This is a genomic window from Streptomyces tendae (assembly GCF_014650435.1).
GTDB classification, from domain to species: domain Bacteria; phylum Actinomycetota; class Actinomycetes; order Streptomycetales; family Streptomycetaceae; genus Streptomyces; species Streptomyces tendae.
On the sequence record NZ_BMUY01000017.1, the window covers coordinates 1 to 20,760 of the forward strand.

General features: G+C 71.9%; 14 protein-coding genes and 2 pseudogenes. 5 read left to right on the forward strand and 11 right to left on the reverse strand.

The window, feature by feature from the left end; translation table 11 throughout:
• Together IE258_RS33865 and IE258_RS33870 are read left to right on the forward strand one after the other, a co-directional pair.
• Positions 1–293 (forward strand): annotated as a pseudogene (locus IE258_RS33865) (winged helix-turn-helix transcriptional regulator); the annotation flags it as partial.
• 128 nt (positions 294–421) lie between these two features.
• Positions 422–1,402 (forward strand): annotated as a pseudogene (locus IE258_RS33870) (winged helix DNA-binding domain-containing protein); the annotation flags it as partial.
• 83 nt (positions 1,403–1,485) lie between these two features.
• On the opposite strand, the gene IE258_RS33875 reads toward IE258_RS33870, so the two are convergent.
• From IE258_RS33875 to IE258_RS33890, 4 genes are all read right to left on the reverse strand, one after another.
• Positions 1,486–4,128 carry a helix-turn-helix transcriptional regulator gene (locus IE258_RS33875; RefSeq protein ID WP_229892604.1) on the reverse strand — a complete coding sequence of 881 codons (2,643 nt, stop codon included), beginning with the start codon at positions 4,126–4,128 and terminating at the stop codon, positions 1,486–1,488.
• Positions 4,129–4,666: 538 nt separating this feature from the next.
• Positions 4,667–5,551 carry an alpha/beta fold hydrolase gene (locus IE258_RS33880; protein ID WP_189749623.1) on the reverse strand — a complete coding sequence of 295 codons (885 nt, stop codon included), beginning with the start codon at positions 5,549–5,551 and terminating at the stop codon, positions 4,667–4,669.
• Positions 5,539–6,009, reverse strand: coding sequence for a serine hydrolase (locus tag IE258_RS33885; RefSeq protein ID WP_189749768.1), 471 nt, complete (start codon positions 6,007–6,009; stop codon positions 5,539–5,541). Before IE258_RS33885 ends, IE258_RS33880 begins: the two co-directional genes overlap by 13 nt.
• Positions 6,006–6,170, reverse strand: a complete 165-nt coding sequence (locus IE258_RS33890; RefSeq protein WP_189749759.1) for a MerR family DNA-binding transcriptional regulator — start codon at positions 6,168–6,170, stop codon at positions 6,006–6,008. Before IE258_RS33890 ends, IE258_RS33885 begins: the two co-directional genes overlap by 4 nt.
• 428 nt (positions 6,171–6,598) lie before the next feature.
• Between IE258_RS33890 and IE258_RS33895 the strand changes: the two genes are divergently transcribed.
• Positions 6,599–9,325, forward strand: a complete 2,727-nt coding sequence (locus IE258_RS33895) for an ATP-binding protein (protein ID WP_189749625.1) — start codon at positions 6,599–6,601, stop codon at positions 9,323–9,325.
• A 492-nt stretch (positions 9,326–9,817) separates the two neighbouring features.
• Here IE258_RS33895 and IE258_RS33900 read toward each other — a convergent pair whose 3' ends face one another.
• Both IE258_RS33900 and IE258_RS33905 read right to left on the reverse strand, forming a co-directional pair.
• On the reverse strand, positions 9,818–11,194 hold the full coding sequence (locus tag IE258_RS33900; RefSeq protein WP_189749626.1) for a class I SAM-dependent RNA methyltransferase: 1,377 nt from the start codon (positions 11,192–11,194) through the stop codon (positions 9,818–9,820).
• Positions 11,195–11,246: 52 nt separating this feature from the next.
• Complete coding sequence (locus IE258_RS33905; RefSeq protein ID WP_189749627.1) at positions 11,247–13,319, reverse strand: APC family permease; 2,073 nt, start codon at positions 13,317–13,319, stop codon at positions 11,247–11,249.
• A 571-nt stretch (positions 13,320–13,890) separates the two neighbouring features.
• Here IE258_RS33905 and IE258_RS33910 point away from each other — a divergent pair.
• Complete coding sequence (locus IE258_RS33910; protein ID WP_189749628.1) at positions 13,891–14,562, forward strand: potassium channel family protein; 672 nt, start codon at positions 13,891–13,893, stop codon at positions 14,560–14,562.
• Positions 14,562–15,242: a potassium channel family protein gene (locus IE258_RS33915; protein WP_031035218.1), complete on the forward strand. Its 681-nt coding sequence runs from the start codon at positions 14,562–14,564 to the stop codon at positions 15,240–15,242. Before IE258_RS33910 ends, IE258_RS33915 begins: the two co-directional genes overlap by 1 nt.
• Before the next feature lie 82 nt (positions 15,243–15,324).
• On the opposite strand, the gene IE258_RS33920 is transcribed toward IE258_RS33915, so the two are convergent.
• From IE258_RS33920 to IE258_RS33940, 5 genes are all read right to left on the reverse strand, one after another.
• Positions 15,325–16,143 (reverse strand): DUF3159 domain-containing protein, encoded by an 819-nt coding sequence (locus IE258_RS33920; RefSeq protein WP_189749629.1) that lies wholly within the window; start codon positions 16,141–16,143, stop codon positions 15,325–15,327.
• A gap of 3 nt (positions 16,144–16,146) precedes the next feature.
• The gene (locus tag IE258_RS33925) at positions 16,147–16,545 is read right to left on the reverse strand and encodes an OB-fold nucleic acid binding domain-containing protein (protein WP_159328019.1); all 399 of its coding nucleotides are present in this window, start codon (positions 16,543–16,545) and stop codon (positions 16,147–16,149) included.
• A gap of 94 nt (positions 16,546–16,639) precedes the next feature.
• Positions 16,640–17,323 carry a response regulator gene (locus tag IE258_RS33930; RefSeq protein WP_059298035.1) on the reverse strand — a complete coding sequence of 228 codons (684 nt, stop codon included), beginning with the start codon at positions 17,321–17,323 and terminating at the stop codon, positions 16,640–16,642.
• Positions 17,320–19,890: an ATP-binding protein gene (locus IE258_RS33935; protein ID WP_189749630.1), complete on the reverse strand. Its 2,571-nt coding sequence runs from the start codon at positions 19,888–19,890 to the stop codon at positions 17,320–17,322. Before IE258_RS33935 ends, IE258_RS33930 begins: the two co-directional genes overlap by 4 nt.
• Before the next feature lie 133 nt (positions 19,891–20,023).
• The gene (locus IE258_RS33940; protein WP_159328017.1) at positions 20,024–20,716 is read right to left on the reverse strand and encodes an ABC transporter ATP-binding protein; all 693 of its coding nucleotides are present in this window, start codon (positions 20,714–20,716) and stop codon (positions 20,024–20,026) included.
• Positions 20,717–20,760 lie beyond the last annotated feature (44 nt).

A 20,760-nucleotide genomic window follows, 5' to 3' on the forward strand; every position in this document is an offset into this window, starting at 1 on the left:
GACATGGTCGACCACGTGACCAGCAGGTGGGGCGTCTGGGTGCTCATCTCCCTGCGCCGCAACGACCTCCGGTTCTACGAGCTGCGCGAGAGCATCCGGGGCATCAGCGAGAAGATGCTCGCCCAGACCCTGCGGGTGCTGGTCGAGGACGGCCTGGTCTGGCGGAAGGTCGAACCGACGACGCCGCCGCAGGTCACGTACGGGCTGACCGGGTTCGGCCGGACATCGGGGAGCCGCTGACGGACCTGTTCGACCGGATCACCCACCGCCTGTCGGCGGACGGCACGCCCTAGCCGGCCCTCGGGGGAGGCCCGCTGTCAGTGGTGTCGGGCACGATGTCGGACGGGGCACAGGTACGGAGCACACGCACCAAGCGCACCTGCCGAACACGCTGCGGACGGACGACGGGCGGAGGGCCTGCATGGGCGGCGGCGGACGACGGCACATCGGGACGGCCGAGCGGCGGCACCGGCTGGCCCTGCGCCAGCGGCTGGCGGGGGCGGCGCGGGCGTGGAGCCCGGAGGAGGTCGCCGGATCACTGGTCGCGCTGCACGGCACCGATCCGGCGACGGTGCATCTGGCCGTGGGCGCACGGCTGGCGGACGCGGCGAAGACCGTGAAGGAGACGGAGCGGGCGCTGTACGACGACGGGTCGTTGGTCCGGATGCACGGCATGCGGTACACCGTGTTCGTGTTCCCGACGGAGCTGACGGCGGTCGTGCACGCCCCCACCGGCCGCACCGTCGCCGCCCGGGAGCGGTCCGGACTGCTCAGGAGCATGGCGGAGGCCGCGGCTCCGGGCGCCGCCTGGCTGACGGAGGTCCAGGAGTCGGCCCTGGCCGCGCTGGCCCGGCGCGGCCAGGCCAGGGCGGCCGAACTGGCCCGCGACGAGCCGGGCCTGAAGAAGCAGTTCATCTACGTGGCCGGGAAGAGCTACGAGGGCGTGCACACCGTCTCCACCCGTCTGCTGAGGGTGCTGGGTGTGGAGGGCAAGGTGGTGCGGGGCCGGCCGTTGGGCTCGTGGACGTCCAGCCAGTTCCGCTGGGCACCGGCGCCCCAGCACCCCGAGTTGGACCCGGGCGAGGCGCAAGCCGAGTTGTTGCGCCGGTGGCTGACGGCGTGTGGACCGGCGACCGAGGACGACCTCAAGTGGTGGACCGGGTGGCGGGTGACGGAGGTGCGCCGCGCGCTGGCCGCGATCGGCGCGGAGGCGGTCTCGCTGGACGAGGGCACGGGGTATGTCGTCGCCGGTGACGCCGACCCCGTCGCCGGGCCGTCCGAGCCGTGGGCGGCACTGCTGCCCGCGTTGGATCCGACGGCGATGGGCTGGCGGCAGCGGGACTGGTACCTCGCCCCCGAGCTGCGGCCCACGCTGATCGACCGACCCGGCCGGGGAGGTCCTCCCTAATTACCAACTACATAGATCAGATGCCCTCTGACGAGCTCGTGCACGGTAGGCGGTGAGGCGTCGTGACCGAGCCGGAATCAGCTCCGTCCGGAGATGCCGGTGGCCGCCAAGTCGCGCCGTGAGCAGAGCCCCAGCTTGGCGAACACGTTGGATAGGTGATGCCCGACGGTGCGGTCGCTGATCCGCAGATGGGCCCCGATCTCCCGGTTGGTCAGATCGCCGGCGGCAAGCTGGGCCACCCGGCGTTCCTGTGCCGTCAGCGTTGCCATGCCCGTGCCGACGGCAGTGTCACGGCGTGCGGGCGCCATGATCAGACGCTGCTCACGCCGGGCCCGCTCGAGCATCGGGCGCGCTCCCAGTGCGTGGAACGTCTCGGCAGCGGCGTCGAGCTGCTGGCGGGCGTCTCGGCGCCGCCGCTGTCGCCGCAACCACTCGCCGTAGAGCAGACGGGCCCGTGCGTGATCGAACGGGCGCCGGGACGCACCGGGCACGTCCAGCGCCGCCCGGTAGGACCGTTCGGCGGCGGGTTCGTCCAGCAGTCCGCGTGCCAGGTGCGCTGTGAATATCGCCCAGTGGGCGCCGGTGCGCCGTACCCAGGCGTCGAGCGCCTCGGCGCGGCGCCGGCCGATCTCCGGCCGCCTCGCGTGCACGGCGGCCTCGATCGTGTCCAGGCTTGCCAGCAGAGCGACGATCGGATGTGCTGCCTCGTGCCCGTGCTCGTCCAAGCGGGCGAGCAGGTCGAGTGCAGCATCGGCGCGACCGGCCGCCAGAGCGGCCATTCCACGGTTCCAGTGGGCCGAGGCGCTGACCGCACGGTCGCGGCGCGGCCCGGCCAGCTGCAGGGTCCGAACGGTCAGCTGGTCGACGCTGCGGCCGTCACCGCGGGCGGCGGCGAGCCATCCGAGGCAGTTCCGGCACTCCGCAGCGATGTGCTCGGCACCGATCCGCTCGGCCGACGCGAGCCCCTCGGCCGCGGCGTCCTCCGCAGCGCCCCACCGGCCCGCGGCGATGTCGAGTCGCGCGATCCGAGCCAGCGCCGCAGCAAGCGAGGTGCCATCGGCGTGACGGCGGTGCCTGCGGACAAGGGCGTGCACGGCATCGGCGAGTGGCTCGTCGAGGCCCCACACCAGTCCGAGCGGCGACGCCGGGAGCAGCTGCGACTCCACCCGGGAGATGTGCGCCATGACGTCACCGAGTTCCGCCGACGACGCTGCCCGTGCCGGGTCCGTCGCCGGCCCCCACCACGTCCGGACGATCGGGAGGACGTCGGGCAGCCCAGGGGTCGTCAGCCCCGCGAGACGAGTGAGGGTCTCGCCGACGAGGTCGTCGCGGGCCGCGGACCATCCCGCGTGCAGGGCAGCGGCGCCGAGCTCCACTCTCATGCGCGGATCGTCGAACGCGGCGATGTCGCGACTGATCGATCGGTGGGCTCGTTCCAGAGACCCCTCGGCGAGTTCGAGTACCCCGCGCAGGCCGCGGCTGGCGCGGGTGGCCAGGACCTCGTCGGTCAGGCTCCGGGCATCGGCCAGCAACCGACGCGCCATCGTGGCGTCGCCGCCGTGCCAGGCGGCCACGGCCGCGCGGGCGAGCCTGCGGGTCGCAGCGGCCGGGTCGGCGGACAGCTCGGCGGCCCGCCGCAGGATCGGTACCGCGCCGGCGCCCGAGGGCACCGTCTGCTCGAGCAGCCCGGCGACCTCCTCGTCGACGTCGTGAACGGTCGCGGCCCGGTGCCAGACATGCCCGCGACTGCCCAGGGGAAGCGCGGCGGCCAGGGTCCGGTGGGCGTTCCTGCGTTCAGACGGGCAGGCGCTCGCGTAGACGGCGGCCCGGACCACCGGGTGCCGTAGCGCAGGCCGGTCGGGCGTCCCGGCGAGCAGACCCGACCGGATCGTCTCCTCCCAGACCGGCTCCTCGGCGTCGCGGGAACGTGCTGACCGTGCGAGCGTGAGCTGGTCACCGTCGGCACGAGCCGCGGCCATGAGCACGACGAACTCGCGTGCCGGGGTCGGCATGGTCTGCAGGCGCTCGGCGAAGGCCTTACGCAGCCGGGGCCCCACGGGCACCGTGCCGGCTGCAAGATCGCCGATTGGTATGGGCAGCTCGTGCAGTGCCAGCGGGTTGCCCCCACCTGCTTTCACCGCGCGGGTGACCTCGGGGCCGTCGAGGCCGGGGTGGGCGGCGGCGACCAGTTGGGCGGCGTGGTCGTCAGCAAGAGGACTCACCGCGAGCGGATAGACCCCCTCCCACGATCCGCCGGCGGGCGCGTCGTGGCCGGCGACCAGGACCACCACCGGATCGGTCCCCACCCGCCGGGCGACGAATCCGAGCACGAACTCGGTCTCCGCGTCGAGCCGGTGTGCGTCGTCCACGACGATCAGGAGCGGGCGGTCGACTGCCAGCGCCGACAACAGGGACAGGACCGCCACGGCGGTGAGCGACCGGCCCACTCCGGTGACCTCGCCCGCGAGCACGCCTCGCAACGCTGCCGCCTGGGACACCGGAAGAGCCGCGATCAGGTGCTCGACCGGCCGGAGCAGCGTGTCCAGGCCGGCGAAGGGGGTCCCGGACTCGCACCGTGCGGGCCGTACCGTCAGCGGGGCGAAATCGGGAGACGCCGCCGTGACGTGGTCGAGAAGTGCGGTCTTGCCGATGCCCGGCTCACCCCAGAGCACCAGGGCGCCACCGGTGCCACGGCGGGCTCGGTCGAGCACCTCGGTCACGGCAGCGATCTCTGCCTGTCGTCCGACGAGCGGAGCCGGAGCACCGGTTGCCCTCATCGCGTCCTCTCAGCCGTGACCATCTTCCGGCCCCAGAGGTCCGTGCCGTACCGTCCGAGGTCGGCGGGATCGTCCGACGCCCCGACGAGGACGCCGACCCCGTGCACGAGCGCGATGCCGGTGAGCCCCGCTCGGACCCTGATGAGCGCATCCTCGGGCCCCTGCTGCGGCAGTGCCACTCCACCGAGCCGGGTCCCGTTCGGTGGTGCCGACCTGTCCGTGAATGGTGTGCGCATGCTCAACGGCCTGCCGCAGGCGCTTCTAGGCCCGCAGACCACGGGCCCGAGTACCTTGACCGATGGCCCCGCCGCCGCGGGTAGGGTCGGGTCCCGTTCGTCGATCGCCGACGACGAGCTTGCGCATCGAGCACGCCGAACCGCTGCCACGGCACGGGCAGCGTATGGACGAGGCGCTCGCCGCGGGCGCACGCCGAGGTCGGTACCGCGGGGCGATGCGCCGGTCGAGGCGGCGGTGGCCGTGGTCATGGCGACTCCTCCGAACCGGGGCGGACGCCCTTAGGGAGTGGGTCTCCCAGGAAGGCGAGCAGGGCGGCGTTGACCTCGTCGGCGTGAGTCCACAGCAGCCCGTGCGGGGCGCCGTCGATCTCCACGTACTGCGCGTCGGGCAGGGCCCGGCGGAAGCGGTGGGCCGTGACTTCGATGGGGAGGATCCGATCGGCGGTGCCGTGCAGGATCAGGGCCGGCGTGCCGCTGGCCCGGACGGCCTCGACGTCGGCGCGGAAGTCCTCGATCCACGAGGAGACGACGGCATGGGCGGCCACGGGGGCGCTGGAGATGGCGACGTTCCAGCTGGCGGTGACCGCCTCCTGGCCGATGCGGTTGCCCAGGTTCTCGTCGAGGTTGTAGAAGTTGGAGAAGAACTGCTCGTACCAGGCGTAGCGGTCGCCCTTGGCCGCGGCCTCGATGCCATCGAAGACGTCCTGGGGCACGCCGTCCGGGTTGTCGTCCCGAGCGACGAGGAAGGGCTCCAGCGAGGCCAGGAAGGCGAGCTTCGCGACCCGCTGGTGGCCGTATCGAGCGATGTAGCGGGCGAGTTCGCCGGTGCCCATGGAGAACCCGATGAGGACGACATCGCGCAGGTCCAGGGTCTCCAGCAGGGCATTCAGGTCGGCGGCGAAGGTGTCGTAGTCGTAGCCGGTGCCGACCTTCGACGAGCGGCCGAAGCCGCGGCGGTCGTAGGTGATGACGCGGTAGCCGGCGGAGAGCAGCTCGCGCGTCTGGCGTTCCCAGCTGTGGCCGTTGAGCGGGTAGCCGTGAATGAGGACGACGGGCTGACCCGCGCCTTGGTCCTCGTAGTAGAGCTCGACCGGCGTGCTGTTCTCGTTCCCGGTGGTTACGTGTCCCACGATCTTTCCTTTCCGAGGGTGGTGTGCCTGCTATTGACCGACGAGCCGCCGTACCGCGATCGTTGTCGCCTCGCCGATGGTGGCGTTGCCGGCCGTGGACTCCGGGTCGGCGTAGACGGCGAGACCAGCGGCGTGCGGTCCGGGGGCAGCACGATCCCGACGTCGTTGCGCTCGCCCTGTGCTGCGGTCCCGGTCCTGTCCCCGATTAGCCACCCGGCTGGCACGCCGGCCCGGATGGTGGCGTCGCCGGTGGTGTTCGCGACGAGCGAGGTGGTGAGCCGCTCGCGGCCGGCCGGCTGCAGGCCGCCAGCGAGGGGCACCGCCCGCATGCTCTCGACGATGGCGGCCGGTGTGGTGGTGTCGCGCTCGTCGTCTGGGCCAGTGGAGACGTTGAGCTGTGGCTCGTTGCGGTCGAAACGGGTGGTCGCGTCATCCAGGCCGGAGGCGAACGCGGTCACGGCGGTAGGTCCGCCGAGGAGGTCGAGGGGCAGGTTCGTCGCCGTGTTGTGGCGTTGGCGCGCCGCGGCGGCTCCTCCAGCAGGCCGATGTCGTGGTAATGCCGCACCGCACCCACAGTGGTGCCGGCGAGATCGGCGAGTTGGCGGAGTCTCCAGGCCACGGCTGTTCCCTTCAGGTGTCGTCGACCGACGTGTCGTCGGCCCGAATGTCTTCGGCGTGGTCAGGGGTGCGTGAGCCGGCGCCGACGATCGGCCTCCGACAGCCCGCCCCACCGCCGTGCAGCTCCCGGTGGGCCAGGGCGTGGACGGCGACCCGCTCGCGCTGCTGCCGTAGCGGGAGGACTCCTCGTCGGCGGGGAAGAACACCTCGGTGCTGATCACGGTGGTCGCTCCCTTCCCGGTCGCTCTGCTGAGGGCTCTCAGAGTCGCGGGGAAGGCGCCTGGTCCGCGTCGGTAAAAATCCCTTACCCCGTCACCGACCCTGGCGCGGGGGAGGCCGGCATCTTGACGACCCGGTGCTGCCCGCACGCTTCGCGTCGGTGACAATTACCGGATAGACGCCGTGTCGGCGCCAGGGGAGGACCAGGCGATGCTCGTGGGACGGCGCGCCGAGCAGGCGGCGCTCGAGCAGCTGCTGGCTCAGGCGCAGGGCGGCGACAGCGGAGTGTTGGTGGTGCGCGGGGAAGCCGGCATCGGCAAGTCCGCCCTCCTGCAGCACATGCGGGAGACCGCCGTGGCGGCGGGATTCGGGGTTCACGACGCAGTCGGGGTGGAGGCTGAGGCAGAGTTCGCGTTCGCGGGCCTGCACCAGTTGTGCGCCCCGTTCCTGGCGCGGGCGGTCGAGCTGCCCGAGCCGCAGCAGGCCGCGCTCGGGGTGGCGTTCGGGCTGCGCGAGGGTGCTGCGCCGGACCGGTTCCTGGTGGGGTTGGCGGTGCTGAGCCTGTTGGCCGAGAACGGGCCGTTGCTGTGTGTGGTCGATGATGCGCAGTGGCTCGATCAGGCGTCTGCGCAGGTTCTGGCTTTCGTGGCCCGGCGAGTGGGGGCCGAGCGGGTGGTGATGGTGTTTGCGCTGCGCGATCCCGGGGTGACCGACGTCGAGGCGTTCAGCGGGTTGCCGGAACTGCGCCTGGCGGGGCTGGGGGCCTCCGATGCCCAGACGCTGCTGGCCACCGCGGTCCGCGCACCACTGGACGATGTGGTGCGCGACCGGATCGTAGCCGAGGCGCGCGGCAATCCGCTGGCGTTGTTGGAGCTACCCCGGGGTGCTCCGGCGGTGCAGTTCGCGGGCGGGTTCGAGCTGCCGGACGTGGTGAGCGTTCCGCGCCGGATCGAGGACGGCTTTCGGCGCCGCGCGAACAGCCTGTCTGCCGACGCGCGGATGCTGCTGGTGGTTGCCGCGGCCGAGCCGACCGGGGACGCGGCGTTGCTGTGGCGCGCGGCCGCGGAGCTGGGGATCGCCCGCGAGGCGGCTGCGCCCGCGGAGGCCGCCGGGCTGCTGGAGTTCGACTTCCGTGTGCGGTTCCGGCACCCGCTGGTGCGCTCGGCGGTCTACCGGGCGGCCACACCGACCGACCGGCGCCGGGCGCACGGCGCGCTGGCCGCCGTCACCGACCAGCAGGTCGATCCGGACCGGCGTGCCTGGCACCGCGCGCAGGCGGTGGTGGGCACTGATGAGGACGCCGCCGCGGAGCTGGAGCGTTCGGCCGGACGGGCCCGCGCCCGCGGCGGGTTGGCCGCCGCGGCGGCGTTCCTGAAGCGTGCGGCCGAGCTGACCCCCAGGCCGGCCGTCCGGGCGGAACGGGCCCTGGAAGCTGCGCACGCCAAGCACGAGGCCGGTGCGTCCGAAGCCCTGGAGCTGCTGACAGTCGCCGCGGCCGGGCCGTTGGACGCCGTGGCGCAGGCCCGCCTAGAGCTGCTGCATGCTCGGATCGCGTTCCACGGGGCAAGGGGCGGCGAGGGTCCGCGGATGCTGCTGGACGCCGCCAAGAGCCTCGCCCCGCTGGACCCGCCGCTGTCCCGGGAGACCTACCTGGACGCGCTCGATGCGGCAATCGTTACTGGCGACCGCGGACCCGGCGGCGGCGTGCGTGCGGTGGCCGACGCAGCCCAAGTCGCGCCCGCACCACCGGAGACGCCGAGGCCCGTGGATCTGTTGCTCGACGGGCTGGTGACGACGTTCACGCAGGGCTACGCGGCAGGAGTGCCCGGCCTGCGGCGGGCGTTGGACGCCTTCAATCGTCACGAGCGGGACGATCATGCCGTGAACGACAGCGACGACCGCCGCTGGCTGTGGCTGGCCGGCCGGACCGCGATGTCGCTCTTCGACGACCAGATGGTGCACGCGCTGGCCGCTCGTCATGTCCGGCTGGTCAGGGAAGCCGGCGCGCTGGCCACGCTCCCGGCAGCACTGCTCGTCCAGTCCGTCATGCTGGTGCTCTCTGGTGACTTCTCCCGGGCCGCCGAACAGACCGCGATCGCGGCCGCGACCAGAACTGTGCCCGTGCTCCACGGCCAGCTCATCCTGGCTGCCTGGCGCGGCCGCTCGGACGAGACCACCGAGATCCACGCGACCATGGTCCGGGAAGCGGCTGGACGTGGGCGCCGAACTGAGGACTTCCTGGCGCAGTACGCCATGGCGGTGCTGCACAACGGTCTGGGCGACTACCCGGCGGCTCTGGTCGCTGCGACGCGGGCTTTCGAGTCCGACGAGCTGACCCACAGCAACCTGGCCCACTCCGAGCTCATCGAAGCGGCATGCCGTAGCGGCCGGCCGGAGCGTGCGACCGCTGCGCTGGACCAGCTCAGCTCACGGGCGCTGGCCAGCGGCACCCCGTGGGGGCTCGGGCTGGCAGCGCGCTCACGGGCATTGGTCAGCACCGGCCCGGCCGCCGAGGAGTACTACCGCGAGGCGATCGAGCAGCTACGAAACTGCCGAGTGGCCACCCAGCTGGCCCGAGCTCATCTCGTCTATGGCGAGTGGCTACGCCGCGAGGGCCGCCGCCAAGGCGCCCGCCAGCAGCTCCGCACCGCCCACCAGATGCTGTCGGACATGGGTGCGGAAGCGTTCGCCGCACGCGCCGCCCGCGAGCTGCGCGCCACCGGCGAGCACCCACGCAGCCGGTCCGCCCAGCCCTCGGACGCGCTCACAGCACAGGAGCTGACGATCGCCCGGCTGGTAGCTACCGGGGCGACCTCCCGGGAGGTCGGCGCACAGCTGTTCTTGAGCCCGCGCACCATTGAGGCCCACCTCCGCAGCATCTTCCGCAAGCTGAGCATCACCTCCCGGCGACAGCTGCGGGACCTGCGGCTTCCCTGACGGGCTGCCAGCGTGCGTGCTATGTCGCGGTACAGCGAATGCCGCCCGGAAGGCCAGCGAGCTGCGCCCTTTGGAGCTCGTAAAGGATCAAGAGCGCGCCGTCTTGAGGCGACGCCTGCGAATGAGCGTGCAGACGAGGGGGACGACGGTGGGCGGCTTAAGGCGACGGTGAATCGCTCGGCACGGCGGCATCGCCACCTTCCTCGAACGGCGCAGGCACACGGTCAGGCCTGGCACACACCGTACGCGCCGACAAGCGAACCCACCCGACGATCCGAGGCGCGCTACCCCTCGGGCAGGACCGTGGCCGCCCACGCACGTTCCTCAGCCCACGCTGCAGCCCGGGTCACAGCATCCCGAAATGCACCTGACGCACCATCAGAACGAGCGCCAAATGAGCGTCAGGACACCTCAGAGAGACATCATTTGAGCGTCAGGATTTCGCCCGCAACGCGCATGGCGCACATCCCGCACACCGAGTAAAGCCGCAGGTCAACGGCCCTTCTCGGCAGGCTCCAGAATCGCCACGCACTCCACATGGTGCGTCATCGGAAACAGATCGAACACCCGCAGCATCCGCACCCGGTACCCCCCGTCCCGGAAGTACCCCAGGTCACGGGCCAGCGCCGCGGGGTCGCAGGCCACGTAGGCGATTCGGCGGGCGGCCAGCGACGACAGGTGCTGGACGGTCTTGCGGCCGGCGCCCGCGCGGGGCGGGTCGAGGACGATGAGGTCGACCTCGTCGATGCCGGTGCGGGGCAGGACGGACTCGACCTTGCCCTGCTCGATGCGGACGCGGTCGAAGGCGGCGAGGTTGTGGCGGGCGTCCTCGACGGCGCGCTTGCCGGACTCGATGCCGAGGACCGCGCCCTGGTCGCCGACGCGGTCGGCCAGGGCGCCGGCGAAGAGGCCGACACCGCAGTAGAGGTCCAGGGCCATGTCGCCCTTGCGGGGCAGCAGGCCCTGCATGACCGCCGTCACCAGGGTGTCGGCGGCCTTCGGGTGGACCTGCCAGAAGCCGCCGGAGCCGACCCGGTAGGTGCGGCCGTCGGCGCGCTCGCGGACGAAGGGGCGGCCGTGGACGCGGTGGACGCCGCCGTCCTTCTCCCCGACCCGCATGACCGAGACCGGGCGGTTCAGCTCGACGATGGGGAGGCGGGCGCCGGGGCGCGGGGTCAGGATGACCTGGCGGTCCTGGGAACCGGTGGCCGCGATCGCCTCGACGGACTCCATGCCCGCCCAGTCCCTCGCCTCGATACCCAGCTCGCTGACACCGTCCGCCGCGATCATGCAGTGGTCGATCGGCTCGATCTCGTGGGAGCGGTGGCGACGCAGACCGGCGCGACCGTCCGCGTCCACCGCGTACTGCACGCGGGTGCGCCAGGACGGGACCTGGCCCGCGGGGAGCTTGTCGCCCTCGGCCGGCATGACCGTGCCGTCCCAGCCGGCCTCCTCGGGCGTCAGGCCCGCCAGTCGCTCGAGCTGCTCGGCGACGACCTCGCCCTTCAGGCGGCGCTGGGCGCCCGGCTTGGCGTGCTGCCAGTCGCAGCCGCCGCAGCGGCCGGGGCCCGAGAAGGGACAGGGGGCCTCGATGCGGTCCTTGGAGGGGTCCAGGATCTCGACCGCGTCCGCGCGCAGGAAGCGGGCGCCCTCCTCGCCCTCCGTCACCCGGGCGACGACCCGCTCACCGGGCAGCGTGTGCCGGACGAACAGCACCTGCCCCTCGGACGTGCGGGCGATGCAGTGGCCGCCGTGGGCGACGGGGCCGACCTCGACCTCGTACTCCTCACCCACCAGCGAGACCGGCTGCGGGGCCGGCTCCGAGACCGCTCGCCTCTCCGCCTGCGACTTCTTCGGTTCTGCCTGCATGGCGGGGTGACTCCAGAGAACGGGGGGAGGACAGGGACAACAGCCGTCCAGTCTACGTGGACGAGGAGGAGTCCTTCGTACGGTCACGGTCCTGGTGCTGGGCCGGCCCTCGCCGGACCGCCCCGGGCGCGCTCCAGTCCTGGCGCTTGCGGGCCCTGCGCCGGGCGGCCTCGGAGGACTCCAGCTGGTAGGGGACGGAGGTGACCATGACGCCGGGGGTGAACAGCAGGCGGCCCTTGAGGCGCAGGGCGCTCTGGTTGTGCAGCAGGTGCTCGTACCAGTGGCCGACCACGTACTCGGGGATGATGACGGAGACCGCGTCGCGCGGGGACTCCTTGCGCAGGCTCTTGACGTACTCGATGACCGGCCGCGTGATCTCGCGGTACGGCGAGTCCAGGACCTTCAGCGGGACGGCGATGCCGCGGCGCTCCCACTCCTCGCGCAGCGCCTTCGTCTCGACCGGGTCGACGTTGACGCTGAGCGCCTCCAGGCTGTCGGAGCGCATCAGCTTGGCGTAGGCGAGGGCGCGCAGCGTGGGGCGGTGGATCTTGGAGATGAGGACCACCGAGTGGACCCGGGAGGGGCGCACCATGTCGTCGCTCTGTGCCTCCTCAGGGTCCTCCGGGGCGGCGATCTCCTCGGCGACGCGGTCGTAGTGCTTGCGGATCGCCGTCATCGTCGCGAAGAAGATGCACATGCCGAGCAGCGCGACCCAGGCGCCGTGCGTGAACTTGGTCGCCAGGACCACCACCAGGACGAGGCCGGTGAAGAAGGCGCCGAAGGCGTTGATCGCGCGGGAGCGGATCATGTGGCGGCGCTTGGCCTGGTCGCGTTCGCCCGCCAGGTTGCGGTTCCAGTGCCGGACCATGCCGATCTGGCTCAGCGTGAAGGACACGAAGACGCCGACGATGTAGAGCTGGATCAGTCGGGTCGAGTCGGCGCCGTAGACGACGACCAGGAGCGTGGCGGCGCCGGCCAGGAGCACGATGCCGTTGGAGAAGGCCAGGCGGTCGCCGCGGGTGTGCAGCTGGCGCGGCAGGTAGCGGTCCTGGGCGAGGATCGAGCCGAGCAGCGGGAAGCCGTTGTAGGCGGTGTTGGCGGCGAGGAAGAGGACCAGCGCGGTGGCGGCGGCCAGCACGACGAACAGGAAGCTGCCCTCACCGAAGACCGCCTCGGCGACCTGTGAGATCACCGGGTGCTGGACGTAGTCCGAGCCGACGGCGACGCCGTTGTGGAACAGCTCGGTGGCCGGGTTCTCGGACATGCGCACGTCGGTCGCGGAGGCCAGCGCGATGATGCCGCAGAACATGGTGACGGCGAGCAGGCCCATCATCGCGAGGGTGTTCCCCGCGTTCTTGGACTTGGGCTTACGGAAGGCCGGGACGCCGTTGGAGATCGCCTCGACGCCGGTGAGCGCGGCACAGCCCGAGGAGAAGGCCCGCAGGAGGAGGAAGACCAGGGCGAAGCCGGCCAGGCCGCCGTGCTCCGGCTTGATCTCGTAGTCCGCGGTCGGGGCACGCATCGTGTCGTCCAGGACCAGGCCGCGGAACGCGCCCCACACGATCATGATGAAGACGCCCGCGACGAAGACGTACGTCGGGATCGCGAACAGGCTGCCCGACTCCTTGACCCCGCGCAGGTTCATCAGTGTCAGCAGCAGGATGACGGCGACCGCGCACAGGACCTTGTGCTCGACGACGAAGGGGATCGCCGAGCCGAGGTTCTCGATGCCGGAGGAGATGGAGACCGCGACGGTCAGGACGTAGTCGACCAGCAGGGCGCTGGCGACGGTCAGACCGGCCTTGGGTCCGAGGTTGGTGGTGGCCACCTCGTAGTCGCCGCCGCCGCTCGGGTAGGCGTGCACGTTCTGCCGGTACGAGGCGACGACCGTGAACATCAGGACGACGACCGCGACCGCGATCCAGGGGCTGAAGTGGTACGCCGACACGCCCGCGATGGACAGGACGAGCAGCACCTCGCCCGGTGCGTACGCCACGGAGGACAGCGGGTCGGACGCGAACACGGGAAGCGCGATGCGCTTCGGCAGGAGCGTTTCGCCCAGCCGGTCGCTGCGCAGTGCGCGCCCGATGAGGATCCGCTTGGGCACGTCGGTCAGTTTGGACACAACAGAGGATCGTAAGCGTTCGAACGGGCGGCCGCCCAACCGCCACCCCCGATCCGCCCGCAGTCTGCTCTACGGGTGAATTCGGGGATCGGTGCGGCTGCGGATTCCGCAGGTGACGGGGTTCGCATGTCTATATGACTGCCTACCCGGCAAGCACCGCCCGGTTTCCCCCCCGTTGCCGCCCCTGGAGGTCCCATGCACCTGAGCGCAGAACTGATCGGCGGCGCCGTCACCCTCGTCGGCCTCGGAATCCTGACCGTCGCCAGCATCCGGAGCATCTGCCGCCGGGGGTCGTCGGCCGGGGGATGAGACGGCTCCTGCGAGCCCCGGCGGCTTGCCGATACGTTGGATCCGGACACCGGTACGTCGGCTCCGGACGGGGGACCCGGCTTCCCGGGCCCCTGGGACCGGTCAGACGGCCCCTAGCGGCGTCAGCGTCGGTGCGCACCGGCATGATGTTCCCCTGCGGCCCGCACACTGGCCGCGACGTGTCGCCAGGCGAGCCGAAAGAGAGACATGAGCACGAGATTCACTAAGGCCGGCGGGCCCGCAGGAAGCGCGGTGTGAGGCGATGCATATTGTCATCATGGGTTGCGGGCGCGTGGGCTCCGCGCTCGCCCAGACCCTGGAGCAGCAGGGGCACACGGTCGCCGTGATCGACCGGGACCCCACCGCCTTCCGACGCCTCGGTTCCTCGTTCGGCGGCCGCCGGGTCACCGGCATCGGTTTCGACCAGGACACCCTGCGCGAGGCGGGGATCGAGGAGGCCGGCGCCTTCGCAGCCGTCTCCAGCGGTGACAACTCGAACATCATCGCCGCCCGCGTGGCGCGCGAGATGTTCGGCGTGGAGAACGTCGCCGCCCGCATCTACGACCCGCGCCGCGCCGAGGTCTACCAGCGCCTCGGCATCCCCACCGTGGCCACCGTCCGCTGGACGGCCGACCAGATGCTGCGCCGGCTGCTGCCCTCGGGTGCCGAGCCGCTGTGGCGCGACCCCACCGGAGGCGTCCAGCTCGCCGAGGTGCACACCTCCTCGGCCTGGGTCGGTCACAAGATCAGCCGGCTCCAGGAGGAGACGGGCGTGCGGGTGGCGTTCGTCACCCGGCTCGGGGAGGCGATCCTGCCGTCCTCGCAGACCGTCCTGCAGGAGGGCGACCTCGTGCACGTGATGATGCGCACCGACGAGGTCCACAAGGTCGAGGCGGCGTTCGCCAAGGGTCCCGAAGAGGAGGGCGGTCACTGATGAGGGTCGCCATTGCCGGTGCCGGCGCGGTCGGCCGTTCGATCGCGGGCGAGCTGCTGGAGAACGGCCACGAGGTCCTGCTCATCGACAAGGCGCCGACCGCCATCTCGGTCGAGCGCGTTCCGATGGCGGAGTGGCTGCTCGCCGACGCCTGCGAGATCACCTCCCTGGACGAGGCGGCGCTCCAGCGCTGCAACGTGGTCATCGCCGCGACGGGCGACGACAAGGTCAACCTGGTCGTCTCGCTGCTGGCCAAGACGGAGTACGGCGTTCCGCGCGTCGTCGCCCGGGTGAACAACCCGAAGAACGAGTGGCTCTTCAACGAGTCCTGGGGCGTGGACGTCGCCGTCTCCACCCCGCGGCTGATGTCGGCCCTGGTGGAGGAGGCGGTGAGCGTCGGCGACCTGGTCCGGCTGCTGCGCTTCAGCCACGGCGACGCCAACCTCGTCGAGCTGACGCTGCCGGAGGAGTCGGCCCTGGCCGGCACCCAGGTCGGCGACGTCCAGTGGCCCGAGGACACCTCGCTGGTGACGATCATCCGCGGCACCCGGGTGCTGACGCCGTCCCGGGAGGATTCCCTGGAGGCGGGCGACGAGCTGCTCTTCGTCGCCGCGCAGGCCCGTGAGGAGCAGCTGGAGGACCTGCTGTCGGCGCGCCGACGGCCCGACGGCACGGTCTGACCGACACCGAGGACCCGGCTACGGCGAAGGGGCGCCCGGAACTTCCCGGGCGCCCCTTCGCCGTACTGCTCCGCCTCGTCCGTCATGCCTTGCGGTGTCTGCCGCCGCGCAGGTCCGCGGCCTCCCCGTCGGCCTCGGGCGGCCCCGGCAGCGCGCCGCCGGTCTCGCCCTGCCCGCGTTCGCGCCGTTCCCGCTCGGCCTTCTCCGCCTTCTCGGCCTCCTCCGCCGCCTCCATCTCCGCGAACACGTCGATGGGCGCCGGCGCCTTGGCCAGGAAGACCCAGGTCAGCCAGACGGCGAGCAGGAAGGGCGGGATCTTCAGGGTGACCAGGACCCAGCCGAGCTGCTCGGTGTCCGCCCACCAGTACAGCGGGAAGAGGATCGCGGACTTGGCCAGCAGGATGAAGCCCCAGGCGTAGCTCGCCTTGGTGTACGCCTTCTTGCGGCCCGGGTTGCGGGTGCGCCAGGAGAGGTTCTCCTTGAAGACCGGACCGAGGATCAGTCCGATCAGCGGCACACCGGCCAGCGAGGTGACGATGTACGCCAGCGCCAGGCCCAGGGTGTAGAGCATGCCCGGCAGGTAGAAGTTCTTGGCGTTGTCGGTCATCATCGCGAAGACCACGCCGAAGGCGACGCCGAAGACCCCGCTGAACGCGTGCTTGACGGTGTCCTTCATCACGAGCCGGACGACGACCAGCACCACCGACACGGCCAGCGCCGCGATCGCCGACATGTGCAGGTCGTTGTTGAGGGTGAAGATGGTGACGAAGAGCAGGCCCGGCAGCACCGTCTCGATCATGCCCCGCACGCCGCCGAACGCCTCGAACAGCGCGGCCTCCGTCACCGCCCGGGCGTCGTCGGCCTCTGTCGTCTCTTCGGTCGGCTTGTCGAGCGACGTCACCGGCTACTCCCGTCCGAGGGGTCTCAGTTCGTATTTCGGGTTGAAGAGCACCCGGCGGCCGTGGCTCATGGAGATCCGGCCCGATGCGATGAGCTTGCGCCCCGGCTCTATGCCCACGATGGAGCGTCTGCCCAGCCACACCACGTCCAGGGCGGCGGAACCGTCGAACAGCTCGGCCTCCAGGGCCGGAACGCCCGCGCGCGGTCGCAGGGTGACCGTGCGCAAGGTACCAGTAACCGACACGACCTGCCGGTCCTGGCAGTCCCCGATACGGGTGCAGCCGGCGGTGTCGGCGTCCTCGCGCAGTTCCTCCGACTCCAGGTCCTCCTGCGACGAGGAGAGCCGGTCGAACATGCGCCGGAACCGGCCCACCGGCTTGTCGGAACGCGGAGCAGAACTCATATCTGAAGCGTACCGGGGCGCGCCGACAGCCATGCACCCCTCGTGGACGGGGATGGCGAGGCTCACTTCCCCCTCACTTCCCGTGCACTGCCGCTCACTTCTCGAAGCGGTAGCCCATGCCCGGCTCGGTGATGAAGTGCCGCGGGTGCGCGGGGTCCGCCTCCAGCTTGCGGCGCAGCTGGGCCATGTAGACCCGCAGGTAGTTCGTCTCCGTCCCGTACGACGGCCCCCACACCTCCTGCAGCAGCTGCTTCTGGCTGACCAGGCGCCCCGTGTTGCGCACCAGCACCTCCAGCAGGTGCCACTCGGTGGGCGTCAGGCGTACGTCCCTGCCGCCCCGGTGGACCTTCTTCGCGGCCAGGTCGACGGTGAACTCCGCGGTGTCCACGACCACCTCGTCCTCGCCGCCGGGGACGGGCTCGGCCCGGCGGACGGCGGCCCGCAGCCTGGCCAGCAGCTCGTCCATGCCGAAGGGCTTGGTGACGTAGTCGTCGGCGCCCGCGTCGAGCGCCTCGACCTTCTCGTCGGAGGAGTGCCGGGCGGACAGCACCAGGATCGGCACCCGGGTCCAGCCGCGCAGCCCCCTGATCACCTCGACGCCGTCCATGTCGGGCAGACCCAGGTCGAGCACCACCACGTCGGGGTGCCGGGCGGCGGCGAGCTGGAGGGCGGTGGCGCCGTCGTGGGCCGCGTCCACCTCGTAGTGCCGTGCCTTGAGGTTGATCACGAGGGCCCGCACGATCTGCGGTTCGTCGTCGATCACGAGCACCCGGGTCACAGGGCGGCCTGCCTTTCTGCTGTCGCGGGACGGGAGCTTTCTCCTGTCGCGGGACGGGAGGTCGGCGCGGACGATCCCACCGCGCGGAGGGTGAGGACCATGGTGAGGCCGCCGCCGGGGGTGTCCTCGGCGTTCAGAGTGCCGCCCATCGCCTCGGCGAAGCCGCGGGCCACGGCCAGGCCGAGCCCCACCCCGGCCCCGCGCGGCGCGTCGCCGTAGCGCTGGAAGGGCTCGAAGATGCGGTCCTTGGCCTCGTCCGGCACTCCTGGCCCCCGGTCCACCACCCGCACCTCGACGCGGTCGGCGAGGGCGCTGGCGGCGACCAGGACGGTCCGGTCGTCCGGACTGTACTTGACGGCGTTCTCCACCAGGTTGGCCAGCGCCCGCTCCAGGAGCCCGGAGTCCACGGCGACCATGGGCAGCGTCTCGGGGATGTCCAGCTCGGCGCTGCCCTCGGGGACCCCGCCGAGCGCCATCGGCGCCACCTCGTCGACGTCGATCTCGCGGATCAGCGGGGTGACGGTGCCGGTCTGCAGGCGGGACATGTCGAGCAGGTTGCCCACCAGGTGGTCGAGGCGGTCGGCGCCCTCCTCGATCCCTTCGAGCAGCTCCGCCCGGTCCTCCTCGGACCAGGCCACGTCGTCGGACCTGAGGCTGGTCACCGCGGCCTTGATCCCGGCCAGCGGGGTGCGCAGGTCGTGGCTGACGGCGGCCAGCAGCGCGGTGCGGATGCGGTTGCCCTCGGCCAGCGCCCGGGCCCGGTCGGCCTCCTCGCGCAGGCGGCGCCGGTCCAGGACGACGGCGGCCTGGGCGGCGAAGGCGGCCAGCACCCGGCGGTCCTCGGCGGGCAGGACCCGGCCGGTCAGTGCGAGGGCCATGTGGTCGCCGACGGGCATGTCCACGTCCGCGTCCTCCGGGCGGTCGACCGGCGGTCCCGATCCGGCACGCCCCGCGCAGGTCCAGGGCGCCACGTCGCCCTCCCGCTCCAGGAGGGCGGCCGACTCCATGCCGAAGGTCTCGCGAACGCGTTCCAGGAGCGTCTCCAGGCTGGTCTCGCCGCGCAGCACGTCACCGGCGAGGAAGGACAGGATCTCCGACTCGGCACGCAGCCGGGCCGCCTGGTGGGTGCGGCGGGCCGCGACGTCGACGACCGAGGCGACGGAGAGCGCGACGCCCACGAATATGGCGAGCGCAAGCATGTTCCTCGGGTCGGCGATGGTGATCCGGTTGACGGGCGGCGTGAAGAACCAGTTCAGCAGCAGCGACCCGACCGCGGCCGAGGCGAGCGCCGGGTACAGCCCGCCGAGCAGGGCGGCCGCGACGGTCAGCGCCAGGTAGAGCAGCACGTCGTTGGCGAGCCCGAGGTGGACGGTGCTGAGCAGCAGCGTCAGCAGCACGGGACCGCCCAGGCCGGCGAGCCAGCCCCAGACGATCCGGGACCGGCCGAGCCGTGCGCCCCTGGCCACCGGCAGCCCCCTCCCCTTGGCGACCTCCTCGTGGGTGACGATGTGGACGTCGAGGTCGGAGCCGGACTCACGGGCGACCGTGGCGCCGACGCCGGGCCCGAAGACGTACTGCCAGGTCTTGCGGCGCGAGGAGCCGAGGACGATCTGGGTGGCGTTGACGCCGCGGGCGAAGTCGAGCAGCGCGGCCGGTATGTCCTCGCCGAGCACGTGGTGGAAGGTGCCGCCGAGGTCCTCCACGAGGGTGCGCTGGACCGCCAGCTCCTTCGGGGAGGCCGAGGTCAGCCCGTCGCTGCGGGCTATGTAGACGGCCAGCACCTCGCCGCCGGCGCCCTTCTCGGCCAGGCGCGCGGCCCGCCGTATCAGCGTCCGGCCCTCGGGGCCGCCGGTCAGGCCGACCACGATGCGTTCGCGCGAGCCCCAGATCTTCGAGACCCGGTGCTCGCTGCGGTACTGCTGGAGGTACTCGTCGGCCCGGTCCGCGACCCACAGCAGGGCCAGCTCGCGCAGGGCGGTGAGGTTGCCGGGGCGGAAGTAGTTGGACAGGGCCGCGTCGACCTTGTCCGGCTGGTAGATGTTGCCGTGGGCCATGCGGCGGCGCAGCGCCTGGGGCGACATGTCGACCAGTTCGATCTGGTCCGCGCGCCGCACCACCTCGTCCGGCACGGTCTCGCGCTGCCGTACGCCGGTGATGGACTCCACGACGTCGCCGAGTGACTCCAGGTGCTGGATGTTGACGGTGGAGACGACGTCGATACCGGCGGCGAGGAGTTCCTCGACGTCCTGCCAGCGCTTGGCGTTGCGCACACCGGGGACGTTGGTGTGGGCCAGCTCGTCCACCAGCGCCACCCGAGGGGCTCGGGCCAGCACCGCGTCCAGGTCCAGCTCGGTGAAGGCGGCGCCCCGGTACTCGATCTCCCGGCGCGGCACCTGCTCCAAGCCGCGCAGCATCACCTCGGTGCGTGCCCTGCCGTGGTGCTCGACGAAGGCCACGACGCAGTCGGTGCCCCGCTCGACGCGCCGGTGCGCCTCGGAGAGCATCGCGTACGTCTTGCCGACGCCCGGTGCCGCACCGAGGTAGATCCGAAGCTTGCCGCGTCCCATGGCCTCATTGTCTTCCGGTCACCGCTGATTGCGCAGCGTCGACCCTACGACCCGCAATCGCGGCAAAAGGGGCGGGGGCGGGGATGCCGGTCGTCCTTGACGGAACCCTGACGGCCGCTCGGCCCCTGCGGCGTCACTGCTCGACGATCTCCCCGTCCCGCAGCTCCAGCACCCGGTCGGCGAGGTCGAGCAGGGTGGCGTCGTGGGTGGCGACCAGGGCGGTGACCCGCTCGCTGCGTACGACGGCCCGCAGCAGCTCCATCACGGAGTGCCCGGTCTCCGCGTCCAGCTGGCCGGTGGGTTCGTCGGCGATCAGCAGCGCGGGCTCGTTGGCGAGGGCGCGGGCGATGGCGACGCGCTGCTGCTGGCCGCCGGACAGCTCGCCGGGGCGCTGGGCGGCGTGGTCGGCGAGGCCGACGAGGGAGAGCAGCAGCTCGACGCGCTCCTCGCGTTCGCGCGGGGCGGCCCGGCGCAGCCGCATCGGTACGCCGACGTTCTCGGCGGCGGTGAGGATCGGGATGAGCCCGAAGGACTGGAAGACGAAACCGACCCGGTCCCGGCGCAGCGCGAGCAGTCCGTCCTCGTCAAGGTCCGCGAGGCTCCGGCCGTCGACCTCCACCCGCCCGGCGTCCGGGGTGTCGAGTCCGCCGACGATGTTGAGCAGGGTGGTCTTCCCTGATCCCGAGCGCCCCTTGAGGGCGACCAGCTCCCCGCGCGGCACGTCGAAGGAGACGCCGCGCAGGGCGTGCACGGCGGCGCTGTCCCGGCCGTACGACTTGCGCACGTCCTCGACGCGGACCATGGTCTCCGTGACCACCTGGCTCATGTGGTGCCCTCCCCCGTCGTGCCCGGTGAACCGGGCGCCAGTAT